14 protein-coding genes and 2 pseudogenes are annotated in these 24445 nt (G+C 39.5%); 5 read left to right on the top strand and 11 right to left on the bottom strand.

Annotated features, from left to right (window positions below; all coding sequences use genetic code 11):
- Positions 1 to 280 precede the first annotated feature (280 nt).
- Entirely contained in the window at positions 281 to 1429 is a 1149-nt protein-coding gene (locus tag EWA64_RS11580; protein ID WP_061894194.1) for a Na/Pi symporter, read from the top strand.
- A gap of 405 nt (positions 1430 to 1834) precedes the next feature.
- Positions 1835 to 2980 carry a flavohemoglobin expression-modulating QEGLA motif protein gene (locus tag EWA64_RS11575; protein WP_061894193.1) on the top strand — a complete coding sequence of 382 codons (1146 nt, stop codon included), beginning with the start codon at positions 1835 to 1837 and terminating at the stop codon, positions 2978 to 2980.
- A gap of 81 nt (positions 2981 to 3061) precedes the next feature.
- Here the strand turns inward: EWA64_RS11575 and EWA64_RS11570 are convergent.
- The 4 genes and pseudogenes from EWA64_RS11570 to EWA64_RS11555 all read right to left on the bottom strand — a co-directional run.
- Positions 3062 to 3355: pseudogene (locus tag EWA64_RS11570) on the bottom strand (thymidylate synthase); the annotation flags it as partial.
- A 136-nt stretch (positions 3356 to 3491) separates the two neighbouring features.
- The gene (locus EWA64_RS11565; protein ID WP_061894192.1) at positions 3492 to 4388 is read right to left on the bottom strand and encodes a bacteriophage abortive infection AbiH family protein; all 897 of its coding nucleotides are present in this window, start codon (positions 4386 to 4388) and stop codon (positions 3492 to 3494) included.
- 155 nt (positions 4389 to 4543) lie between these two features.
- Entirely contained in the window at positions 4544 to 7813 is a 3270-nt protein-coding gene (locus EWA64_RS11560) for a hypothetical protein (RefSeq protein WP_061894191.1), read from the bottom strand.
- A 350-nt stretch (positions 7814 to 8163) separates the two neighbouring features.
- A complete protein-coding gene (locus EWA64_RS11555) occupies positions 8164 to 9348 on the bottom strand; it encodes a hypothetical protein (protein WP_061894190.1) in 1185 nt (394 codons plus the stop codon).
- A gap of 148 nt (positions 9349 to 9496) precedes the next feature.
- Between EWA64_RS11555 and EWA64_RS11550 the strand changes: the two genes are divergently transcribed.
- A complete protein-coding gene (locus tag EWA64_RS11550) occupies positions 9497 to 10753 on the top strand; it encodes a ParB N-terminal domain-containing protein (protein WP_017419712.1) in 1257 nt (418 codons plus the stop codon).
- A gap of 763 nt (positions 10754 to 11516) precedes the next feature.
- Positions 11517 to 11888 carry a hypothetical protein gene (locus EWA64_RS11545; protein WP_061894189.1) on the top strand — a complete coding sequence of 124 codons (372 nt, stop codon included), beginning with the start codon at positions 11517 to 11519 and terminating at the stop codon, positions 11886 to 11888.
- Between the two features lie 203 nt (positions 11889 to 12091).
- Here EWA64_RS11545 and EWA64_RS11540 read toward each other — a convergent pair whose 3' ends face one another.
- From EWA64_RS11540 to EWA64_RS11530, 3 genes and pseudogenes are all read right to left on the bottom strand, one after another.
- The gene (locus tag EWA64_RS11540; RefSeq protein ID WP_061894188.1) at positions 12092 to 13132 is read right to left on the bottom strand and encodes an IS481 family transposase; all 1041 of its coding nucleotides are present in this window, start codon (positions 13130 to 13132) and stop codon (positions 12092 to 12094) included.
- Positions 13133 to 13308: 176 nt separating this feature from the next.
- Positions 13309 to 15762, bottom strand: a complete 2454-nt coding sequence (locus EWA64_RS11535) for an SIR2 family protein (protein ID WP_061894187.1) — start codon at positions 15760 to 15762, stop codon at positions 13309 to 13311.
- Between the two features lie 129 nt (positions 15763 to 15891).
- Positions 15892 to 16687, bottom strand: a pseudogene (locus tag EWA64_RS11530) (IS5 family transposase).
- A gap of 417 nt (positions 16688 to 17104) precedes the next feature.
- Between EWA64_RS11530 and EWA64_RS11525 the strand changes: the two are divergent.
- Complete coding sequence (locus tag EWA64_RS11525) at positions 17105 to 17965, top strand: thymidylate synthase (protein ID WP_061894186.1); 861 nt, start codon at positions 17105 to 17107, stop codon at positions 17963 to 17965.
- 26 nt (positions 17966 to 17991) lie between these two features.
- Here EWA64_RS11525 and EWA64_RS11520 read toward each other — a convergent pair whose 3' ends face one another.
- Genes EWA64_RS11520 through EWA64_RS11505 form a run of 4 tightly spaced genes read right to left on the bottom strand, consistent with a single transcriptional unit; the run spans position 17992 to position 24342 of the window.
- Complete coding sequence (locus EWA64_RS11520) at positions 17992 to 18471, bottom strand: hypothetical protein (protein ID WP_061894185.1); 480 nt, start codon at positions 18469 to 18471, stop codon at positions 17992 to 17994.
- Positions 18471 to 20534, bottom strand: coding sequence for a hypothetical protein (locus EWA64_RS11515; protein WP_061894184.1), 2064 nt, complete (start codon positions 20532 to 20534; stop codon positions 18471 to 18473). The genes EWA64_RS11520 and EWA64_RS11515 overlap by 1 nt, the downstream gene beginning before the upstream one ends.
- A gap of 2 nt (positions 20535 to 20536) precedes the next feature.
- Positions 20537 to 23092, bottom strand: a complete 2556-nt coding sequence (locus EWA64_RS11510) for a tyrosine-type recombinase/integrase (RefSeq protein ID WP_369435795.1) — start codon at positions 23090 to 23092, stop codon at positions 20537 to 20539.
- Complete coding sequence (locus tag EWA64_RS11505) at positions 23089 to 24342, bottom strand: tyrosine-type recombinase/integrase (RefSeq protein ID WP_061894183.1); 1254 nt, start codon at positions 24340 to 24342, stop codon at positions 23089 to 23091. The genes EWA64_RS11510 and EWA64_RS11505 overlap by 4 nt, the downstream gene beginning before the upstream one ends.
- Between the last annotated feature and the right edge of the window lie 103 nt (positions 24343 to 24445).

Genomic DNA, 24445 nt, shown 5'->3' with positions numbered 1-24445 from the left:
TCTTATTAATATCGAATATATCAATTTCATATTGTCATATTTTGTGACATATCACCCACTCAACAAGCAAATAAACCTCAGCACCAGAAAAATAAATATCAATTTAAAATCAAACACTTAAATGATAAAAACACCTACCTCACTGCGAAAAACCTCGAACGCGACAGAAAAAGTCATTGTGACACTGAACTGTAATAATAATGAAATATTACCCCTCTAGTATCGCCCTCAGTTTCAACAACAGACCAAACACCTATTCTTGCGGTCAATGGAGAAAATTATGATGAACCAAGCTACAACAACAGCGGCGCCGATTTCGGTGACAACTCGCTGGCTCCGCTGGGCTAACTTGGCATTCATGTTATATCTACTGCTTTTAGCAGTATCTATGGTCGGCAGTGGCTTTAAGTGGGCGACCGGCGATCAAGCCAAAGTACTTTTTGAATTTGCCTCACACCCTGTTGCTGGCCTGATGATTGGGTTAGTCGCAACGGCTCTGATCCAATCTTCCAGTACGGTTACGTCGATTATCGTCGGCCTAGTGGCAGGCGGCCTCCCTGTCGAAACCGCTATCCCAATGGTAATGGGTGCCAATATCGGTACCACGGTAACCAATACGCTGGTTTCTCTTGGCCACATGCGCTGTAAAGAAGAGTTTAAACGCGCTTTTGCCAGTGCCACCATTCATGACTTTTTCAATTTGCTGGCCGTGGCAATCTTCCTTCCGCTGGAGATGATGTTCGGCATTTTAGAAAAAGTGTCTCACTGGCTGGTTTCTCCCCTGCTGAACACGGGTGATATGAGCATGAAGGGCTTTGATTTTATCAAGCCAATCACCAAACCTGTTGTCAGCGCAGTCAAGGAACCGCTAGGCACTTTCGGCGACACCATTGGCGGTATCCTGCTGATTGTCTTGGGTATTGCAACTATCTTTGTTGCCATCACTGTGATGGGCAAACTGATGAAGAGCCTAATGGTTGGCCGTGCTCGCGATATTTTGAAAAACGCGATTGGTCGCGGCCCTATTCACGGCATCGTATCTGGTTCAGTCGTGACTGTCTTAGTTCAATCATCATCAACTACCACCAGCTTGATGGTACCGCTCGTGGGCACTGGTGTTTTAAAAGTGCGTGATGTTTATCCTTTCACACTGGGTGCAAACATCGGTACTTGTATTACGGCCCTCCTTGCCGCCACAGCGGTGTCAGGCGAGTTCGCCGTCTTTGCACTGCAAATTGCTCTGGTCCACTTAACGTTTAACATTCTAGCGACCTTGCTTATTTACGGAGTCCCATTCCTACGAGAGATTCCACTTAAAGGCGCTGAGCTTATCTCTGAGATGGCAATGAAAAACAAAGCGGTTGTTGCTGGCTATCTACTGACCGTCTTTCTAATGATTCCTGGCGCTATTCTCGCCTTCACCGCTTAACATAGGCAGATACTCAAAAGGGGGAAGCGAATGCTTCCCCCTTTTTGTTTTGCTCGAATACTAGGGTCTGTTGACCTTTTGAGATGATTTTTGCAGCAGTTTGTGGGTTCTTTGTGCAAGGCAGAGGCTTTGAATTGTAGGGGCCTACATGATAAGCCGATAACGCAGCAAAAAGGAGCCACAAACGCTGCCCGAAGGGTTCGAGCTGGGCGCCCCCGCAAAAAGCGTTTTACTCTTTGTTGAGAGGTGTTTTGCTTAGAATGACTAGGCTACAAACCTCTCGCCGCGATTAAAACGCTTTTATCTCGAACAAAATTTAACCGCAAAAGGTCAACAGACCCTAGGTTTTGATTGGCAAATATCGCCAGCTAAGACACACTAAAGAAAAAACGAGCAGCAGGTATAATGGACTATACAGATAAACAACAGCTACTTTCGGTTGCTAGCACGATTGATGAGCAACTGGCTCCACTGGTTGAAGACATTGATATTCTCAGCAGTGTGACCCCTCTTAACTACAAAGAAGAACGTCAACGCTTCTTTGACAATCGATTCTCCGTTGAACCTGCTTTCAAATACCAAACAAAATCGTTGGATGTTCATCTCGCTAAACGCAATTTGTATGCATTGCCGATCGAGCAAATTGAACACCCAGCACTACGACAGCTTTATATCGATATCATCCAGTCCTATGCGGATAAGCTGGATCAGCTCTGCTCTATCGGCCAGGCTGAATTTCTGTATAACTCTTTACGTTACTATGGCGAGCCAAGCGACAAAGATGTGCGTAACGCGCATTTTCTTCTGCATTTACCGACCGAAGAAGAGCAAGAATCCCGGCACGATTGCCATTCTATCGCTGACTTTATGGGGCAATTTTGCCAAGATCACGGCTACAGTGGCGAGATAGAAATCAATCCCAACATGATTGCCAATGCCCTTGTTTCGGGCACTAAGGTTAAGATCAACGCCTCTGCCAACATCACCACCAAAGAGTTACATGCTCTCGCTCATCATGAGCTTGGCGTCCATCTTTTAACCACCTTGAATGGCCGCGCTCAACCGCTAAAATTGCTCAGCCTTGGTTGCCCAGTCAACACCACCACGCAAGAAGGACTGGCGATACTGTGCGAGTTTCTCTCTGGTCATTTTAGTTTGAAACGGCTGAGAACTTTGGCCCTGCGCGTTGTGGCAGTGGAATCGATGATCAAAGACCGCGATTTTAGAAACACTTTTTTGCTACTGAAGGAGCAATACAAGGCCGACGATATGACCGCTTTTACCATCACCGCACGCGTCTACCGTGGTGGTGGTTACACTAAAGACTACTTATATTTACGCGGATTTCGGCAAATTCTCAACGCGTATGACGACCTCGGCGATGACTTCAATTTGCTTCTCGCGGGTAAAACCGAGATTCGTTATTTCTCGGCGATCAAAGCCTTAGTGAAAGATGAGATTCTTTTGCCACCTAAGTTCATTAGCCCCGCTATCGCCAAGCCTGCTCAAGCCGATCCCATCTATAAATTCGTTGCTAATGCACTGAAATAAGCCTGAATCATGCCATCGGAAAGCAAGAAGGGCTCCATCGAGCCCTTCATTCATCACTGACTTGCTATCGAACAAGTGGCGTTAAACCGAAAACGGATACTGGATAGGATCATGATGCTGATACCCTTCCACCCAGAAGTCATCAATCGTTACCCAAGTCTCCAAATCTTCGAGCGATGTGATCTCAGGATTGATGTGGAAGGTCGGTGACGCCAAAGGCTCACGTTTCAGTTGCACCTCTCGCATCAGTTCTAACTGATCTTCGTAGATGTGTGCGTTGACTATCTTGTGGTAGGCCAGCCCCGCCTTCTTGCCGGTTATCTGCGCCATGATAGCCAAAAACACATACACCTGAACCATATTAAAATTCAGTCCCTATAATTTTATACCCCTAACTTTTATGCACAGCATGAAGTAATTAATAGGTTTTTTAAGCTGATTAACTACCTTTTTAGACTGTGCATTTATAAAGATGCACAGTCTCTTTTCGTAACTCGTGTAGTCCTATTACTTAACTTGGTTGAGCTAAAGGGTAAATTGTCTTAAGCGCTTCTGACGAGTTTGAGGTTAATTTTTCCCTTGGGACTCCAGCTCTAAGCAGCCTCTCATGAGTCTCTGTTACTGCATCGATGTCTTCATCTAAGTTCACGTAATTGAAATTATTCCATTCTGCATCTGGGTATGTATTTAAGATATATTGAAAATACGGTAAGTCGATATCATTGACTGAATGGCCTATCACTACGATATCTGTAACATCACCATAACCCTCAAGGTTAGATCTATTACGTTCTAGGATTTCATCTACGGGTTTATGAAATAAATCAGATATCGAAGAGACGCTTCTTTGAGACTCTTCAAACCAAGGTTCATCACGTTCAACCCCATTGCTAGATGAGGTTGACTTATGACTATGGCCAAAAATTACGTTTCTCCGTACCTTGCCATGTATGTGCAAGATATTCTCGTCAGGTACTCCATATACATCTTGCAATGTGGTTGTATAATTGAAATTAATAAACTTAAAAGATGTTGGCATTTCAATTAGCTTAGTTGCTTCATTAACATCAACAGAACCAATCCATGTGTTAAATGCATTGGTTATGTCACCAACCAACTCTTCTCTCTTGTTCGATATCTCATCTTCGAACCCATATAAAAGTTTATGGTCATCAGCCATTTCTTCCAAAGATGGTTGCAGTGTAGCGTTATCATGAAAGTTATCTTGATTAAAAGATCCTAGAGATTCTTCAAAGTTCGCCCACTCTGCATCTACATCGCAGAAGTCGTCAAAATACTGTATATGCTCCTCTAATGAGCCACTGTATTGATCGTAAAAATGCCAATAACTGGTAGGCAAAAAGTTCCAAATATCGAACCCATTTCCGATGATAACTAAAGTGGTCATTTTTTACCCTACCTTATGTGATGGTTAACTTTTACTTGTTGATTGTATTAAACAAAAATCCAGATAAACTTTAGACCCCTTTGTAACTATTAAGGCTCTACCCAAAACTTCTCATTGAAATCTTTCGGCTGGCTGAAGTTTACCCAGTACTCCGTTTATTTTCCAAACGAACGAAACTTTTTAATAGTTTCAATATACGGAGGAGAACTAACTCCTTTCGGTACTATAGGCTCGTCATCTTCATAAATTGTTGAGCATTCGAAATCATTTGGACCTACTTCCCATGCATTTTTAATAACCATCTCTTTTTTAGCTATTGATATAGTTTCAAAATTTTGTACGGGAATAAATACGCCATCGTCAAAAATACCGAATCCCAATCTATATTCACCATATTCACTAAAGGCCTGTTCAAACCTAGACCAGTTTTGATCATCATTAGGAGTCATTTCATGGATTCGGCTGATCATCGTCAAATACTTTGCATCACCATAAAGTTGAGGATTTTCACCTATCTGTACACGGTAATGGTATGGCGCAGATCTTGATACCCCACGTATGATTGAAACTCGAAGACGTTCAGATTTATCAACCGCACCAATCTCTTTATATAAGTCTTTAAATAGTTCAATACCACCTTGAGGCGATTTAAACACTAGCATTATAAACGGTGGCTGATTTGGAATTGTAATAAAGCCCAACCCATGCCATTGAGCTGCATCCCAAAGGTTAGGCTTTATTAGACTGGTGATTTTAATCTGATCATGACCAATAGAATCAATTCTATCCTCGTCTTTTGGTCTGTTGTTCTCATTCCCAACTTTTAAGTTATGTTCCGTATTATTATGTCTATCTTGTTTGGGTTGAGACAAGTCCCATGGAGTGTCACGTTTAACAGCAAATCTTTTGCCTGCGGAACTGTTTAATATAGCGACTGTATCAGCGTAAGCATTTTTACCCAGAATGTTATATACAGAACCAAAGCATATTTCAAAAGAGATAGAGCGAGATAAGGCTAAATCATCTCGTAACATTTTTTCCAATATGGGTTTCGTGTTTTCCAGAATACAAATTTGACATAAACACTCAATGACAAATTTAACAAACCATTCTTGAATAAGCTCGCGATCCTTCAAGCTTAGTGACTCCCAAGAAAAATTTGAGCATGTTATTTCAAATTCACTTCTAGAAGACGTTCTAGACAACTCATGAGAGATTAAATGGTCATCATCATCATCAGAAACAAGACTGATATTTAAGAGTGGTACCTGCGCATATAGCCGATCTGCTATACCTGTAGAAAAAAAGCCTTCTAAGGAAGATAGTATAGACTCAGCCATTTCTATCAGTGGTGAACGGTTCGGAAAGTTTATATTTACTTCACATCCCAAAACCTTTGTTCCAATTTGGCTTCTCTTTCCAAGTGTTTTACGTAATTTTGACGTTTTATGACCAATATCGACATCACGAGCCATCAATAAAAAATCAATATGTTCTTTGTCAATTTCTTGCTCAAACTGAGCTACAAACTCGTCTTCATAACCAAGAATGTATAACAGTGCTCCGTAAGAACCATATAAGGAGAATTTATCTAAAACATCTGGGAGGTATTCGAATTCGACTAAATCTTTTAGAGAACAATTCAATAGTAGGTGACATAAACAACCATCAAAGGTGGTAATTTCATCTGGGTTTATGCACTCTTCAGCCAAACATTGCTCCGTCATTAATGCAAGCTCAAACCACTTCAATGAATGCGCAATCCTTCCTAACTTCAGCTCGGCCCATGCCAGCCTCCAATAGGACTTGACTGCCATCGGTGTAATGTCATCTTTTTTCCAATAACGATCAGTCAGTAAGGAAGCTGCGAAAAGTAGACTAGCCCTAGATGCCCAAAGTAATCCAACGTCACTGTAAGCACATGACAAAGCAAAATTAGCGATAACGAAGTCATTTATTGTTTCTTTTTTGTTTAAACCTGAAAGCGACTTACCAATCAACTTAATTGCTTCATATGGCTTCCCTGAGTCTAATCTTTTCAACCCTCGCTTCAATGCTAAAAGCGAAGTTTGGACTTCACCACTTCTCGTAACGGACTGCTCAGTAAGGTAGTCCATTAAGTTTTCATATTCTTCAATTTCAGAAAAAAGACTATCTAATTCCGAAAACGTATTGAACGTAACTTCAAAAGGAAAACCAATTAGTCCTTCGCCTTCACTACAAATTGACATAAGCTGAGCAAAGATAGAGTTTAACTCTGCACTTTCATATACTTTATCTATCAACTTTAGTTGGCAAGCTAAAATTTTAGCACTCAAAGAGTTACTAGGTCTTCCTTCATCTAAAGAGATTTCTAGAAGTCTTTTTTTTGTCGTTGTAGTAATTTGTTGGATATCAATAGAAGAACTGACCTTAGCAATTCTTGAATGCCCCTGATGAACATTTAGTAAGGTAACTAGTGATTCCCACTTAGATGAATTAGAGCTATCTATTAGTCTGTTATAAACATTTTCTAAATTCTGCTCAAACATGTGGAAGTCTTCAAACCACCAATATGATGCCCATGCATATTGGTAGTACGCATCAATGGCTTGTTGATTAGAACCAAATCTATCTGCAATGCGAACAGCTCGATCAAACAAAGACTGTGTTTCATAACTTGGCTTTTCTAACTCTTTACTCAAAATAGCCACATCAAGAAAGTAGCTCACTTGATGAGATGAGATATCATGGGCCTCAACAGTCTCATTGATCAATCTGTTTAAACGTTCAAGTTCTTGTTGTTTTTTATAGTCGTTAGCACTTAACTCAATTGTTCTCGTATATTGAGTTGGAATATTAAGTGATTCGATAGCAAGTTGTTGTAGATTGTTTTTAAATATTTGGTCTAATATCCAACTTAAATCAAGTATGGTAACTTGAATATCAAACTCATTACTTAGTGAATCTTCAACTTTACTTCGCTGATCTGATTTCACACTTTGATTTGTTATACAGAAAGCTCTAACATAACCGCGACCTGTCCCAACGATCTTTTTAACATCTTCCTTGCATTTACTTTTCCAGTCCTTACGAGTACTGACACCAAAAGCCCACCTTTCCTTATGGGAACTATCATTAATGCCTTCATACCACAACAACTGATTTTGCTCAGAAACAGGAAATGTTTGGGTATCTGTTTTGCCATCTCCTCCGGCTACTGGGCCTGTCTGCTCTAATAAATTGGGACAGATTATTTTTTCACATAGCCTTTTAGAGAAGGTCTCAAACTCTAACTCTTGGCTTCTTGTGTTTAATGTCGCGAGATAGTATTCGAGCTGAGGACGGTCAAGGGCACCTGTTTCTACCACTATGGAGTCTGAAAACCTTTCAGGTCTTCTTTCTTTTAGGAATGCTTTAGGTGAAAAATTCGCTTTGTTATCCATTTAGAACATCCATTGTTGATAGAGGGGTGCATATAAGAGATACGGATTCAAACACTTTCACCATATCATATTATGCTTAACTGGTGATGGTTATTTAAGTCTTTGATATCTAGATCAACTTTCAATCGCCACTACGACAATGCGCAATCTAATCACTACAAAAGCTGCAAAATTTCACCTTAATAAGCACGGGCAAGCTAGGGGAGCATAGTTATTCGGGTAAAGCTTGGGGACATAAACGTTTTTGGGGCGAACCTGCTAATACACTTCTACACCTTTTTCAAGGAAATTCATGTCAACATAGAAGTGCTATGTTCAGAGTTAGTAGCATTTACACAAACATAAAAATCTTATGTGGCCTCTCTATGGCTAATAGTATCGTTTATTATTTTCAGGAAATATTCCTGCAAGCCGAGCCTAAACTGACGTGTAGAGTTTGCGGCATTTTTATAAATACGCCCTTGAGCATCAAGTTCCATTACAGGACAGCCTTTCCAATGTTTAGCGTTCTTGCTGTAGTCAAGACTACCCAGTTCTCGCCCTGCATTTTCAAGTTCCTCTGACGACATGCCATCCTTCACTAGTTGATAAATAACGAGACCTAACGCTTGCCACACTTGAGGAGACAGTTGATATCCGGAACGATTGCTGACAAACGATTCTTTCAAAGGTTTCAGCCATCCACTCATGAATGCAGAGATATTATTCATATAGTCTCCAGCTAGTATCGATGTGAGGCTCTCTCCTGATTCCAAAGTTATGTCTTTAGGCATCTTACTGTATTCTTGAGTACCAGCTCCGGCTACCGCACCGACAAGCAACTTAAACAAAACATATTGAGTGGTGATAGTACTCTCAGACACTTTCACATGCTTAGCATCAAAGCTGACGCCACCATAAGACTCGATATCAGTGTCTTCGATCAACTGAAGAATAAATGGGTGTAATGGGAAACCACCTTTACTAGACAAGCTATCTCCATCACCAACATGAGGCAGGTTTAAAGCTGTATCAAAGAGTGCATTCTTTTTAAATAAATGAACGATATCGGTGGCATCTAGCCCATTTTCATCGTCGAAAATAATCCGAATTTCAACTTTTTCCATGGCTAATCGCTGCCGAGCTAGGCTTTTTTGATTAATTTCTTTTGCGCTTAATCTTGAACTAAACAAGAAAGTTTTAACTCCAAGCATCCTGAAAATAGCAATGAAAGTAAGCACATTACCAACGATGTAGGTACTGTTTGAGTTGAAAGACAATGTCGGAAGGGTGCGGGACGTGCCATCTAAGATTGGCTTCCCCTCAACAGCAAAGGTAAGAGAAACTGGTGCAAAAACATCATCCTTGATTACTCGTGTCTCAAGCTCAGCCTGAATAGCCTTTACCTTATCTACGTTAGTCGAATTGGTTGCAGCATCAACAACCCACTTCAACTCCGACTGAACATTCTCAGCAGAAAAATAGGCATCAATTTCAACCATTGGAATAGTTGAAATTAAGGTTTTAAAGGTTTTTTCCTTAGTCGAAAACAACATGCCGCTGATTTTTTGCTCAAAAACTTTCAACTCTTTATGTCCAATATCGTGTTTTTCGCAGTGTAATTTAAAAATTAAATTTGATCCGACATGCCTGTCGGATCAATAATAAGTGAGAATCACAATCTTACTCGCATGATTGCGCACTATGTTGCCACAGGCAGGGCACAGGATGAAAAACATGACAGAACCACATATCAGTGATACCGATGAGGTTTCAAATGCAGATCTAGAGAACTCGATTGTCAGCAGCTTAGTCAATCGATTTGATGAAAGCGAAAGAACGAGCTATCTAGCCAGCTCTACTACTCTTCTGAAAAATGCCACTGATTTACTCACACCTGCTCAGCTAGAAGAAATCTTCAAGGTTAACGCTAAATACTACGCAGGAATAAAGGTCGTACAAACAACACTGAAGCACACAACCATTTTTATTAGTCCTCAGTTAGCGAGAAACATGTTGACGTTTTCTAGTCGAGGTTCGGTAAATAAAAAAAATAAAAACCGACGTCTCAGTAAAACAAAAGTCAGAAAATACGCTGAATCGATGAAACGACGCGAATGGTGTCTAACTGGTGAGCCAATCATCATTTCTTATGAAGGCGAAATTCTGAATGGACATCATAGGCTAGAGGCTGCGTGTGAGGCTTGTGTTGGGTTTATAGCGCCCATTACTTATGGTGTTACTGACGATCTCAGTTTTGCTCATATAGATGTGGGAAATATACGTTCAAGATCGCAAGTTTTAGAGATGGCTGGAGTTAAGGTAAGCGCTTCCGTCCTTTCTCGCGTTGCGATGCTCGCCAAAGCATATGATATGACAAGAAATCCATATGCTTTTCGCGGAACGCAGGGAACGTCATTTCAACCCGCAGAAATATTAGCATATGTAGAAGAACACAATGAACTTGCCCTGTCTGTTCATTTTATTTCAGAAGTTTTTAAAAAACATAGACTTGAGAGTCAGGCGTCTGAGACTATCTACGCGTTCGCGCATTATCTAATAAAGAAACAGCTTTCTGTTTGTGAGCATGAGAACCTACCTCTTTGTCCAGAAACGTATCTCACTCGCGTAATCTCTTCATTAGGCCTTAGCTCCGAGGATGATATCGAATATCAGGTTAGAAATTATCTTCAATCAATCGTTCATGAATCAACATCCTATTCGTTGCTATGTAAACTGTCCGCTATTTTCAAAGGTTGGAACCTCCATCTTGGCCTTTCAGTTCCGGGGAACCGAATTAGTGTGCGTCGAGTGGCTAGATATAAAAAAGATGAAAATGGTAATAATATACCGCTCCCTGCCGCAGGTAACATCAATGAGGCATTTTGCGTCCCTTGCCTCCCCAAAGGGCCGACGCCCAAACGAGTTCAGAAACAAAGCAATGTAGAAATTAAAAAATAGAGATTTTAGGTAGGCACACGAGCCTGCCTAGCCATTTTAAGGAAAAACTATGAATGAGCTTATCCACGAACTAAGCCTGTTAGATACTGATGCGTTGTATTTGTTTACGGTCGATAATGTGAGGATACAAGGGAATTTTGCAGAGTTTGACTTAACTATCCAAACGTCATCCCAGATTTTGAGCCGATGGCTCATAACATGTAAGCACTGCCTAAAAGCTAAGATAGATCACACAAATCTAGCCAGAGAGGTAACAATCAAATACGACATATTCATCGTTGGCAGTAGCTACTTTTCAGGGTCATACTTTGAGGCCACGAGGTTAACTTCATGACTTCGGAAGACATACTACACATAATACAAGACGAGATGGGTGAGAAGGTAATCGCATCGGTCACACTCAGTGATGCCGGAAACCTTATAGTTCAGTACGGCGATAAGGTTGTGGTCTACAAAACTCCCGCCTCGGTAAGGCCTGCATCTGAGCTATTAAAAATAGTGGCTGAGTTAATCAACTGATTTTCCAATCCAATAATGATGAAAGAGCATTAGGGTGTTTAGCTCAAATTTCCACAAAAATAGTTGGCAAACCCCATACCGTGTTCTAGTTTATAACTCATAATTGAGTTTAACCATCGAAGCTAAAATGAACATGAATTAGAAAAAACAATATAAAATAAAGGTTGCCTAGCGATTAATTCATAAAATCTCTGTGTATGGCATCAGAGACTTCGATACGATGAAAAATAAAATGGAGTTCTATATGAGTTACCAATCTGTACTCAGTGAGTTCAAAGGCGCATCCGACTCACTTGTTTTCACTAATGACCATATTAATCTAACTTTTGGTGGTAAACAAAATCGATTTACCGTAGACCTGATGGAAGGTGAGCACCAGTTTTTTGTTCGATATCATGATGCCGACACACCTCTAATTGCAGCGTACTTGCTTGATAATGAGACACAAGTTACGGTTGAGACTGGAGTAATTGAATGGCTAGAACATAATGATTTTGTTTATAAAATAGAGGCTTTAACTGAAAATGCAGAGCACTCTCCACTAATGCCACTAGATTGCTGCCTCACTGTAAATATGGATAAAACCATCAGGCATTTGATTGAAGAAAGCCAATAAAGATGAAAGCAGCAGGCTGAGTTATTTCTTACAAGTGCCAACTATGAAGGTTTTGGACATAAGTGAGTTAGAAATTGAGCTGTAACTAAAGTATCTCGAATAAAGAAATGTATGGAAATCCACGCGAACACTGATAATCCTCAAGTGTACTAATTCAGACCTGATCTGACAGTTACCCACTTTTCGACTCGGTGCCTGTCAGATTATATCTGGGCTAGATTCTTTTCAGCCCAGATTGATTTCCCATCTTCTAATGTTTCTATTGGCGTTCTGCCGCAGCACATTTTTCCTTGATGAGTACGATGATTGTTGTAGTAGTCCATCCATTCGTCCAGATCTTTCTCCAATTCGTCGATTGAGCCATACAGTTTCTTTCTGAACGTCACTTGGTAGAACTCATTCAATATGGTCTTGTGGAAGCGATCGCAGATACCATTTGTCTGTGGCGACATCGCTTTAGTTTTGGTGTGGTCAATATCATTAATAGCTAAGTAAAGCTGATAATCATGCTGCTCGACCCGACCGCAGTATTCAGTGCCTCGGTCAGTTAAGATCCGTAGCATTGGCAGCTCATGAGCCTCGAAGAACGGTAGAACCTTATCGTTCAATATGTCCGCTGCGGTGATCGGTGTTTTTGTCGTATAGAGCTTAGCGAAGGCAACTTTACTGTAGGTATCAACGAACGTCTGCTGGTAGATGCGTCCAACACCTTTAAGGTTGCCAACATAAAACGTGTCTTGAGATCCGAGATAGCCTGGGTGCGCTGTTTCTATCTCACCACAAGCCTCGTCATCATGTTTCTTGCGTTCAAGGGCCGCAACTTGCTCGTCCGTTAGAATGATACCGTTCTCAGCGACCTGTTTTTCTAAGGCAATAAGGCGCTTTTTGAAGTTTTCTAAGTCATTACGAAGCCAGATTGAGCGAACGCCACTTGGAGAGATAAAGACCCCGAGTTTTCGTAGCTCGTTGCTTGTTCTAACTTGCCCGTGAGCTGGGAAGTCGGTGGCGTATGTGATAACGGCCTGTTCAGTTTCACTATCGACTCGGTTCTTCATGTTTGGTGTTCTGCGACTCTGATTAATCAGAGCATCAATACCACCAGTTTCAACCAACTCCTGATAACGATAGAAGGTGTCTCTTGAAACACCCATAACCTTACAGGCTTTTGATACATTGCCGAGTTCTTCTGCAAGATTGAGAAGGCCTGCTTTGTGTTTGATGATTGGATTGCTAGTATGAAGCATGAGAGTTACCTCTTATTGTCTTTGATTAGTGATTAAGCACCTTTAATCAAAGTGGGTAACTCTCTTCTTTTCAAATTGAAGTGTCAGATCTAGTCGGAACTAATACACCTCAAGGCTTTTATGAATGCAGTAAAGTCTCAAGTTTTGGCATTTTGTCCACCCTCTGGGCATGTTGTTTACTTTCTTATGTTTTGAATTGAGCTAGTTATTTCTATCAATATATCTTCTGCTAAATAGATAAATTTAACCATCTTGCTGTTATGATGTATGTCGTCATTTAAGTTATGACATTTAGCCTGCTCTAACAGCCTCTTACACGCATGTTCAAAAGCTACTTTATTTTTATTATTGAAACTTTGGAACTTCGTGTCATAAACTTTTTTATATAGCAAAACCTGTCTGAATTTCCGCCCTTCGATAGGCAAGCTATCTAGAAGCTTGTGAGCTTTTTCGAAAAGCTGATAAGACTCTGAAGCGTTGTTTGTGTCTATACATTGATTAAGATACAGGCGAGCCTGTTGAGTATCTATGTTATCAGTATGATAAGATCCATTTTTGGCTTCAGCCTTTTGGTATGCGTTAGTTAGATAATTCTGAGCCCTAGGATAGTCAGAGAAAGACAGTCGACACATTGCATATTGAACCCAGTAGTGAGGGCTTTCAATCAACCATGTGCATCTAAACTTCAATTGTTCGTAATATCTATCTAAAACGGCCTGATTTTGAGGTAGTATTCTTTCAACCACATGAAATCTCAGCAGTGATTTAAATATTTTCTTTATTTCAATCTCTTGGTCTTTTATTGAATCTGTTCTCTCAACGATATCTAGGAGAGTATCTCTTACATAAATGTCTGAAAAAGTATTGTTTAACAAAGATAAAGACAAAATACTCGACTTTGATTTGATTGTCGTTCCAGTAAGTTTGAAAAGTTGCTTAAATGGGTCTAGTTCTCTAAGTGAAATGTTATAAATCGCATTAGAACCAGATATTTCAGACACTAAACTAGCTGTTGGATTAACATTTGCCACTTCACAAACACAAATAGCGAATACTGTTTTCTTAAACTCAGCATTGCTATAAATTAATTCAGTCTGTTGTTGGATTTTAGTTTTAATATTTGGACTATTCAGAAGCCCTAGAAGCAGTAAAGATATTTGGGAACCATATTTTTCAGCTACCAACTTACCTTTTCTTTCAAGAGATAACGCAGAAAAATCCTGCCATGCTGCTAAGTTATCTATAATTTTAACTGCATTTTCGATTTCTTTGCTCGATAGTAAATCGACATGATGCTCGATGAAATCTAGCGACTCCATGCTCTTGAGGTTACTTGAATTTCTATCAGCAAATATGTAAAGCAAATTGTCAAACCTAGTCTCATAGATATGCTTAACTAGATCTGGGTAGTTTGAAAAGTTATCAACTATAACTACAGCGTTACGCTCATGCTTAGAGATTATATCAAGATCGGAAATGTAATCCCCACCATTGTCACATAATGTATAGGTGTGGTATCCATTTGTAGTAAGCTCATAGGCTAACATCTCTAGAATTATTGATTTTCCATTACCTAGGTCACCAATAAGAAGTAAGTTGTTGTTGCTTTTTATGTTATCAAGGCAGACGGACACAATATCACGTTTGATGAAGTAAGGTATCGACTCTATCCTTCGAAGTGCATCATGCAACTTTTCTGTTTCGTAGTCGCCATAGAGAAAAAGCTTTTCACTATCAATATCACGAAAATCAGTTTGGCCTTCGTAAACTTCATGCTTAATTAAAGAGTCGGTAAATATAATACCTTCTTCTACCTCTTGTTTTGTTACATTCTTGGCTAATTCAGAAAAACCATCGATACCTATAGGTAATACATGACCATATTTTCTGAGTGTAAAAATCTCCTTGAAGTCAGCCCTATCTCTTACAATAAAGTATGTTTTCTCTTGCAGTGAAGGGTTTTCAAAAAGGAACTTTTTTACATCCATGTCGTACATGGAGTAACCCATAAAAACAATGGCACTTGCAGTTTCCAAGTCTTTCTTGAAGTGATAATACCAATCTGAATTTACGAAAGAATCAGGAGAAAGGTATGAAGAGTTTGAAAGTTTGATTTTAGATATTAAATCTTCGGGTTCCGCACCTTCAATTTTTCCGTTGATATGAAGGCAAACATTATCCTTTCTTAAGTAGGTTATCGGATTATATGATAAGTCTACAGATTCGATGCGCTTACCTGCATTTAAGCTCGCTAGTTCAATAGAGTTATCATAGTTAGTTGTAAAAAACCTTCTCCATGGAAGCTTACATATATTCTCATGGCTATGTGATACCGCTTTAAGAGTATAGTTATCTTTAAGTAATTCTAATATGGAGTCATGATCTATATACTCAATTGCCACATCGGCAGCGAACATCAAGTCATCTGATTCTTCTAAATTTGATAGTGAACATAGCTTTTTTGCAAGTGCGCCTGCCATGGGGGGAACGGTATTCAGAACGTTTGTTGTTCCAAAAGAAAAGCCAGCGCCTGTAAATACTATAGCTTTACCTGTAGAGATTCTTCGCTTGAGCAGCTCGGTATCTACTTCTTGAGTTCTCGCTTTAGTTATATCAAAACCTTTTAGCATAAAGTTTTCTCCCAGCGGCAATTGTATTATTGAGCATTGCTGTGTTTTCACCAACATTTGAATTAGTATATTCAATTAATCCACTGAGCTGTAAGCATTTTCTAGTATCGAGTTCAAAAAACTAAGAATCTATCCCAAAAGGGATTTATTCCAAACAATGAGGCCACAAGCAAAATGCAGCATGGCCTCGTAGTTTTCTATTTTCTTTTCCCAACGAACAAGCAATCTACGATAACGATTTAGCCAACTATGGGTTCGTTCCACAACCCAACGATGAGCCTTAAAATCATCCGATTGTTTTAAACTCGCGGCCTCTTCAGCCCGTGATTGAACATGGGGAATGTAGTTCAAAGCGACCAACTCATCATGTAACCACTGCCCTGTATAACCTTTGTCCAGATACAATGGCACTTTCAAAGGTGGGCGATAACACTCTAATGCATCTAAAGTTTGCAGTACCAACTTGATGTCGTGGACATTCGCCCCGTCGCTGACAACGGCAAGGGGCAATCCATTCACGTCCGTCAACAAACTGCGTTTTACGCCTTGTTTCGCTCTATCTGTTGGGTTCTTACCTGTTTTTTTGAGCCAGCTAAAGGCGCTTTAGTTTGGCAGCCATCCATTGATATCGAACGCCAATCAACACCCTCGTAAATCAGGTCATTTTGCCAAAATCGCTCAAAGAGTCCTGCGTCCGCCACTCTTGAAAGCGACGATGTGCAGAGCTAGAGGTACAAATACCAGTCGCATTTAGCGCATTCCACTGACAACCTGTTCTGAGAACAAAAAGAATTCCGTTCATGGCATCACGATTATCGACTCTCTTTCGGTGTGTTCCGAGAGGATGGTTAGTCTTATGGATAGGCAGCAGAGGCTCAATTTTGGCCAAAAGAGCATCAGAGATTAGGTATTGTGTTGAACTCATTTACAATATTTCCGATAGGTGTTTATTTAACTCAGACAACACCTATTGAGATAGGTTCTAATGTTTGAATAGCCACCAGAATTATAGGCAAATTTACTATTACCTAAAGTAAGTCAATTAATGGCAAAAAAAGCGTCTTAAACTTCAGGCTAACAAGCTTCGGGGCACTTCTGAGTTACCAAATATCAAAATTGAAGGTTCTAGATAAAGCCATACCAGTGATTTTGCTATATTAGCTAAACAAAAACTAGGAAGGAAGCCTTCCCATAACTGGGCCTGCATCGTCACGAGCCTTTGAGCCTAGGCATTTTTTCCCCCCGTTACCCTACCAAGATAAATGAGACAAAAAGTCAGTTTTGATGTAAACATCGAAGGATAAAATTGATATGATCAAAGAAAAGATACTTGGTATACAACATGAAAACTAATTCCAGCCAATATGAAGATTTGTGTAAGCGAATCATCGCTGATGGCACTTGGGTAGAGAACGAAAGAACCGGAAAACGCTGCTTAACCATCATTAATGCAGATTTAGAATACGACGTTGCCGCGAATGAATTTCCTTTAGTTACAACACGCAAAGCTTTTTGGAAAAGTGCTATCGCTGAAATGCTTGGTTACTTGCGCGGGTATGACAATGCCGCTGATTTTCGAAAGCTCGGCACAAAGACTTGGGATGCTAACGCAAACTTGAATGAGGCGTGGTTAAACAATCCACACCGTAAAGGTGAGGATGATATGGGTCGTGTCTATGGTGTTCAAGGTAGATCATGGTCGGGGCCAGATGGTGTAGTCATTGACCAGTATAAGAAAATTATCAATGACTTGAGGAAAGGAATTGATGATCGAGGTGAAATCCTCTCTTTCTACAATGTCGGTGAATTCCATATGGGTTGTTTGCGTCCGTGTATGTACAACCACCATTTTTCATTGCTTGGTGATACGCTATATTTGAACAGCACTCAGCGTAGCTGTGATGTCCCTTTGGGCTTGGTCTTCAACCAAGTTCAAGTGGCTTGGCTGCTCCAAATTACAGCTCAAATAACTGGATTGAAGGCTGGTAAGGCGTTCCATAAAATTGTCAATGCTCACATCTATGAAGATCAACTAGAGCTAATGAAAGAGCAGGTAACACGACAACCATATGCAGCTCCAAAACTGATTATTAATCCCAAAATAAAATCACTAGAAGACTTGGAAACGTGGGTTACTGTTGATGATTTTGAGGTTGTAGACTACCAACATCACGAACCAATCAAATATCCATTTGCTGTTTAGCAAGACTGACGGGGTAGACTTCAAGTTCAAGTCTCCCCCCCATCATCACTAACTAAGCTCTCCAATAGCTCTATTCTTTCCTGAAGGACTTTCCGCTCTTTACTAAGTTCTTCTTTGTACCACTCTAAACTCTCATTTGTCTGGTTTAATCGTTTTCTTAACTTATCTAATTCTCTTTCTGACTCAGAGTAGAGCGTAAACCAGTGTAAAATCTCAAGCTTTGATTGTTCAAGTAAACTCTGCAAGTTTTCTTCTTGTTGTTTTTTGGTAACTTTGTCGCTATTTGGGTCTTGTTTTCGGTTCAGTTTAATATCCTCAAGTTCTTTACTGACCCATCCCCTAGAGCCACTTCCCGTGAAAGAGTTACGATGCATTTGAGTCAATATAGCAAGTTGAGCTTTAGTCGCATCTAGCTTCTTATCCCTCCTTATAGCATCCAGCGCAGCCCATATTTTATTCGTATTTTCTTCATACAGCTCTTGATTCTTTTCATCATATTCAGCCATCAGATCAACGCCTCACCTAAATACTCTAATACTCTTTTCGACTCTTCTATTGCTTCAATTATTTGATCCTGCCTGTCTTCGTATCCCGCAGCACCAACCAGTTTTATATTATCAAGGTATATTTCGCGCCACTTTGGAGCATTTGCTTTTCCCACTATAGCATTGCGACAGCGTACTGGGTTGCACCTTAAACCGCCGATGCATGGCAAGGTATCATCAAAATCTTCTACTCCACCAAAGCAGTAACCACTGCCCACATTAATGATCGCTATACCTTGATCAACCATTGCTTCGTATATTTCTTCTTCTGAATACCCAGCTTCCATGCAGCCATTGAAGAACTTCTTAATATTTGAGAGGTGTTCATCTGCTTTTCCTCCCATGTATTTGCCATTCGGATCAAAGTTGGCTTTAACTGCTTCTAATTCAGCAACATGCCTTAAGTCTAACGATTTAGACTTACCACTGACGCTTGTCAACTGATTAGCGATACCGCCATAGCCAATTGTTGTTTGACTAACTTTACCTTTACGTGAAAGCTCATCTGTTGCTGATACTATGTGTTTTAGCTGGTAAGAAATAACAGGCAAACCAACATCTGCTCTAAACATTTGGTGCGCTAAACTGTGCCTAAATACATAGCCGTTGAGCTTAGTGGGAATGTCTTTGTCAGATAGCCCCGTTAATACCAAGAAGGCACTTTTAATAGTGTGAGCGAGGTTTGGCATTGGGGTGTTTAGATCATTGGGCTTTAAGGTATCAACGTTTGCAAATACATATGTGTTTTGAAAAACTTTACCGCCTATCAATTCAACCACTTTTATTGCATCGATCATGATTGGTATTGCTACCCAGCGGTCGTTAAATAAATTCCATCTGTTATCTCGCCCCTTATGTTCTTCCGATACAATAGTGTTGTCTTTTGAGTCTAGGCAGCTATCAATCTTTAGATCTGAATACACATTTGGTCTTGCTCCCATCAGACTTCCGATAACCCATAAAGCAGAGTAAAAAGCTTTATTAATCGCAATTCGAAGAGGTTCACTAGAACTAACTTTTTTCCTAAATTGCTCCACGACCATTGCATTCGTCGGTGGCACATTAGAATTAAATATTACTATTTGATTCTCAGGGAAAATTTCGTTGATATCGGCTATTGAGTATCCTTTATTGCTCAAACGATAAGCGCCATAGTTCTCAAAGTCTTGCTTTGAATATGAAAACTCTGTGTACCTTGAAGCTAGTGTTTGGTAATGCTTATCCATAACAGGATCATTTACTTTTTCGTCAACCGCCTTTAAAAAGCTCACGACATTAAATGAAGCCCTCTTTAGAGCCAAGTCAAATTCCTTTGTTTCAAGGTACGGCAGACTTTTTTTCGGCTTATCGCTGTTATTTTTATGAACATCTTTATATGCTTTTTTTATTGCGCCATAATCAGTAGCACATTCAATACCAATATCTTCTTTGGCTTTATGGCTATTTACGTAATCAAAAAACCTACTATAATCTCTGTTGTTATCATTCCCGGATGATAGTTTTAATGTCGTTTTTTGAGCTGCCTCTTCAAAATCTAGCTGCGTAATATCTGAGATTCTACTGTACCTTGCTTGTACAAATTCTTTACCTAGTCGTTTCTCTACTTCAGCAAAGACAAAATCCAAAAAATTAAGTCCTCCTTTGAATGCACTAATCAGAGTATTGGGCTTAAGTGCGTTTTTCTTTCTACCGAACTCTTTTGGTGAAGCATAAACAATCAAAAACAAGCACTTCACCTCAGTAATAACTCCCAATGGAATATGCGTATAGGTAGAAAAATCAAGTTGGACTTTTGTTAAGCCAACAGAAGCAGCTCGCTTTGAGGTTTCAACATCATAATCCCACAACATGTCACGAAATACACTTTTGACAGAAACTGGCAATAGGGCGAGTTTCGCTACATACGCGTCGATCCGATCACTTACCACTACGGAGTCAACTTTATTTAAAATCATCAGGTTAGAGAAAACACTTTTCCAATGACTGTCTATTTTTTCCAAATGTTGTAAGTGTTGTTTATCCATTGTTATCGACCCCAGTTATCTAACATGGTGGTTTCAATAAATAACGAGTCTTCTTTCGCTTGCGTTAAAATTTCTTCATCAAACTCAGAGGTTTCATGATTCAAGATGTCATCCAGTAATGAGAGGTTCTCCAACACAACCACATAGTAGGGCGTATGGACAACTTCGCCACTTTCTAGTGTTGCCAAATAGTCTCTTTGCATAGCAAACAACTCTGGAAGGTGCTTCTCTGTCAGCATCACATTTTCACAAGATAAACACTTGTTGTATTGAGAGCAGGGCTTTCCCTTCACGTATAAAGATGATTTTTTGATAAAATCAGGTGGATCAAATATGTTTTTGCAACCGCCAAGTGGGGTTTTCATGATAATCTGGCTTTCATCAAATTTTCGATGTTGGTGATAACTAGAATCGGGTTTACCTGAATGAGCGGCATTATTATAAATATCTTCTATTGCTTTTCTTGCTTTTTCTTTTATAACCCTATCGAATTCTAATTTTTCTAGATAATTCATTGTCGTATAAATAGAAGAGTGCCCTAGCAGATATTGGATTTCTCTAAGCGAGACTCCTGCTTCAACTAACTCACTCACAAGCGTAGGCCTGAATCTAGTAGTGGTAAGCACCAAAGGCTCACCATCATCATTTTTTAACTGATATTCCTCGATTAGTTCTGAATACAGGCTAGACATAGAACTTTCATTCATCGCTTTGGGTACTGTTTCAAAATTTATAAAAAGCCGTTGGGATAACTCAGGTGAGACGTATTCTCTCGCTTCACATGTCAAAAGAGCGACCTCATTAAATATGGTTTCAACAAATTGCTTTTGACTCACTGTCAACCATTGTAGATTGGCGTGGAATAGATCAAGATGTAACATCTTTTCACCTGTTGAGCGCTCTTTCCAGTAAGTAAGGCAGGGTTTATTTGTGAGCGGGTGATGCTCTTGGTAGTCATCCATATCAAGGTCTAAAATAGAGTTTAAATTCATACCCAATACTTGTGCCATTTTTAATACATATACGCCAACGGCACGCGTTGTAACTCTCCGATTTTTCACTCCCCAATCATCGTAAAGTTCAGGAAGAGAAAGCCTTCTTGTTGAAATAAAACTAATAAACTTTCCCTGTCCTTCAGTACGCTCTTTTGAATCGTAATAAGTGGGTATGCAGTTACAATCATCTTCAAAAATAATCCTTGCTTGGATTTTTGGATCATTAAGATTAGCACTCTCTCTATCTAATTTTTGATATGGAGCTAACTTCTTCTTAGCTAACGCCATCTCTTCCTTTAGCATTTTACGTAACTGCTCTCTCTCACTTGGCGAGTATGGCTTATATGCTATCGACTCTCTGACAATCTCAAATCCATCGGTGGGGTAATAATTGAAGTCAAAATTCCGAACTAATTTAAGTTTATCTAGCGTCATTCTCGCTGATGACAAAATTGTGTTTGCCGATGATGTTGATAGCTCAGCATTACCAACTTTACCACCAAGGTATTCTTTGAAATCTCTTAAAGACCATGCTCCAATACACTCATTCAGGCCACTGTCTGAGGAGACTCCTTTACTTTCTAAAAAGTCACAGTAATGCTTATATCCGATGTAGTAATTGTCAATTCCTGATTTTGAAGTGGCTTTTAAAGACCCAACTGCAAAGGCATGTTGTACATTCCCGTAGTATCCATTTTCAGAGCTGAAGTCATCAATTGACACCAGTGGTTTATCTCGCAGTTTAAGGAATGCTGATATATTGCTTTCTTCTTTATCTAAAGCTTTTTCGGCACGTATTTCATTCCGCTCTTTTACTGATTTGTAATTAGTTTTTTTGAGTTCAGAGATCTCACTTGAGAATTTTTGAAATTCTTCCTGTAATAATGGAAGCATTACTCTCATGCGCTCTGGTGGGATAAGATGACTAAAAGCCAATTTATCAATAGCATTTCCCCACATTGGGAGTGCTAGTTTTTCCTCATCTGTTAAGCTATTTTTCCACTGAATAAAAATTCTCCGATTATTAAGGTCATAGCCGACAGAATGACTACTATCTTTAATTTGACTATATGGGAGAGAGACTTCGTATTTCAACAACAGTTGGTTAAGTTGACCTCTGAGATCAAGTAAAGCAGGCTTATCGAGGATTTTTGGTTTACATGAGAACTTGTTTGCCAAATATGTTTTATTTATAAGCCCAAATTTATCAAAGTAACTATCTAGATCTCCATTGACCAACTTTGATTTACCAACCTTATTTGTTAACTCCACACTCCACAATAGATCTGGATTAACTTTACAATCAGAGATAAAATCAAGCATTAATTTTTCTATTACTTCTTCATCATCATTAAATAATACACCTAGCCCCTTAAGCTCTTTTTCGATCTCAAGAATATCTTTTTTTAGATACCCCCGTAATTTGAAGTACTCAATTTCTGTATTAATAAAAAGGTCGCGCAAGTCAATTTTATTCCGACTGGTGGGGACTATTTTCTTTTGGTCAACACTTAACCCTTGCCACCATTCAATGAGAAGTTCCCTACATTCATCAATACTCAACTCAAGCCTCCTTTACTCGTTCTAGTCCGTTTTTTTAGTTTTTCCATCAGTTGGTATCTTTTCAAAGCTATACCATTGCTATCCAAGAATCGTTCCCAGACTCCAACAGGAATTTTTGTATATTTTTGTGTTGTATCTAGTGACTTATGCCCAAGGCATTGTTGAAGCAATAACAACCTATCAAGCTGCGTCTTACCTAAGTCTTCAGAGTTGAGAAGCATTGCTCCAAAACCATGTCTAATCTTATGTGGTGACAATGGATCTTTAATTAGCCCAAGCTTTAAAGCTCTTTTAGATAGCTTACTGATTAACTTGCTGACTGACCTTTCATTATAAGGATTACCATTTTGATTTAGAAAAGCAGGCATGGGGGCTTTGCCCCATTTTCGTTTGTGCTTTCTATATTCGAGACTTGAGTTGTATTTTTGAACTCTATTGAGAGTTTCTTTTGTAATAACCGTATATCGATATTTAGATTCTCTAGCACGCCCCTTGTTGCCTTTAATTTCCATCGCGACATATTGGCTAGATATTTGAAAGGTCTCACTATCTACAATTACACTCTGCCGAGATGATCTGGATAGTTTCAAGATATATTCGTGAAGAATATCTTTAACTTCTGCTCTGCGTACACCAGAGTCATACAAGAATTGGATGAGACACCTTTCACTTTCATGATTAGCAACAAGAATCAAAGCCTCTATATCTAAGAACTGTGCAGGCTTAATTAATGATTCTTTAGCCGTAACGGATAGGCTTCCATTTTTATAAGGGTCTTCTTCTCTAATGAGTTTGTAGCCTGCGGGGGGATTACACAAAAAATGAGAGAAAAACTTTCCATACGTAGCGTCTCTATTGGATATGGTGCTCCCCATTAAGGCACGCTTAACTGACTCGTCTTTATTTTTATCGTTTCTACAGTATTTAAAGTACTTCTGAATTTCATTGGTGTGTACTGTCAACAGACAATCATCGCGTTTGGAACCGATGTGGTTCTTATCATACGTTGTCAGGTACTTGACCAAATAGAGCAAGTTATTTGCGTAAGTTATTACGGATTTATCACTATGGTTATACCTATAGTATGTTAGGAAATCAGAGATAAGTGGCAACAATTCCATTTGGTCATTGAAAACGGCTACCCCTTCTTCCAGAAAAAGGACATTGGGATACATATCACTGCTTTCATGAGCAACAGAGGTTGATGTATCAATCTTCCCACCAGAAGAAATTATAACTGCCTTATCCATAAACCCTCGAACTGTGCATTGATAATCAGATTAACCTTTACTGATAACGTATTGTGCAACTTAAACATAGCACAATAATTTCATATGCAACTAGGCTGGAGGG

Source organism: Vibrio cidicii (assembly GCF_009665415.1).
Classification (GTDB): Bacteria; Pseudomonadota; Gammaproteobacteria; order Enterobacterales; family Vibrionaceae; genus Vibrio; species Vibrio cidicii.
This window is presented reverse-complemented; position numbering and strand designations above follow the sequence as displayed.

Coding starts and splice junctions, on each gene's coding strand:
- EWA64_RS11505 (WP_061894183.1), bottom strand. CDS start 24,342: ATGGATAAGGCAGTTATAATTTCTTCTGGTGGGAAGATTGATACATCA.
- EWA64_RS11525 (WP_061894186.1), top strand. CDS start 17,105: ATGAAAACTAATTCCAGCCAATATGAAGATTTGTGTAAGCGAATCATC.
- EWA64_RS11535 (WP_061894187.1), bottom strand. CDS start 15,762: ATGCTAAAAGGTTTTGATATAACTAAAGCGAGAACTCAAGAAGTAGAT.
- EWA64_RS11515 (WP_061894184.1), bottom strand. CDS start 20,534: ATGGATAAACAACACTTACAACATTTGGAAAAAATAGACAGTCATTGG.
- EWA64_RS11545 (WP_061894189.1), top strand. CDS start 11,517: ATGAGTTACCAATCTGTACTCAGTGAGTTCAAAGGCGCATCCGACTCA.
- EWA64_RS11565 (WP_061894192.1), bottom strand. CDS start 4,388: ATGACCACTTTAGTTATCATCGGAAATGGGTTCGATATTTGGAACTTT.
- EWA64_RS11555 (WP_061894190.1), bottom strand. CDS start 9,348: ATGTTGTTTTCGACTAAGGAAAAAACCTTTAAAACCTTAATTTCAACT.
- EWA64_RS11520 (WP_061894185.1), bottom strand. CDS start 18,471: ATGGCTGAATATGATGAAAAGAATCAAGAGCTGTATGAAGAAAATACG.
- EWA64_RS11540 (WP_061894188.1), bottom strand. CDS start 13,132: ATGCTTCATACTAGCAATCCAATCATCAAACACAAAGCAGGCCTTCTC.
- EWA64_RS11560 (WP_061894191.1), bottom strand. CDS start 7,813: ATGGATAACAAAGCGAATTTTTCACCTAAAGCATTCCTAAAAGAAAGA.
- EWA64_RS11550 (WP_017419712.1), top strand. CDS start 9,497: ATGTTGCCACAGGCAGGGCACAGGATGAAAAACATGACAGAACCACAT.
- EWA64_RS11575 (WP_061894193.1), top strand. CDS start 1,835: ATGGACTATACAGATAAACAACAGCTACTTTCGGTTGCTAGCACGATT.
- EWA64_RS11580 (WP_061894194.1), top strand. CDS start 281: ATGATGAACCAAGCTACAACAACAGCGGCGCCGATTTCGGTGACAACT.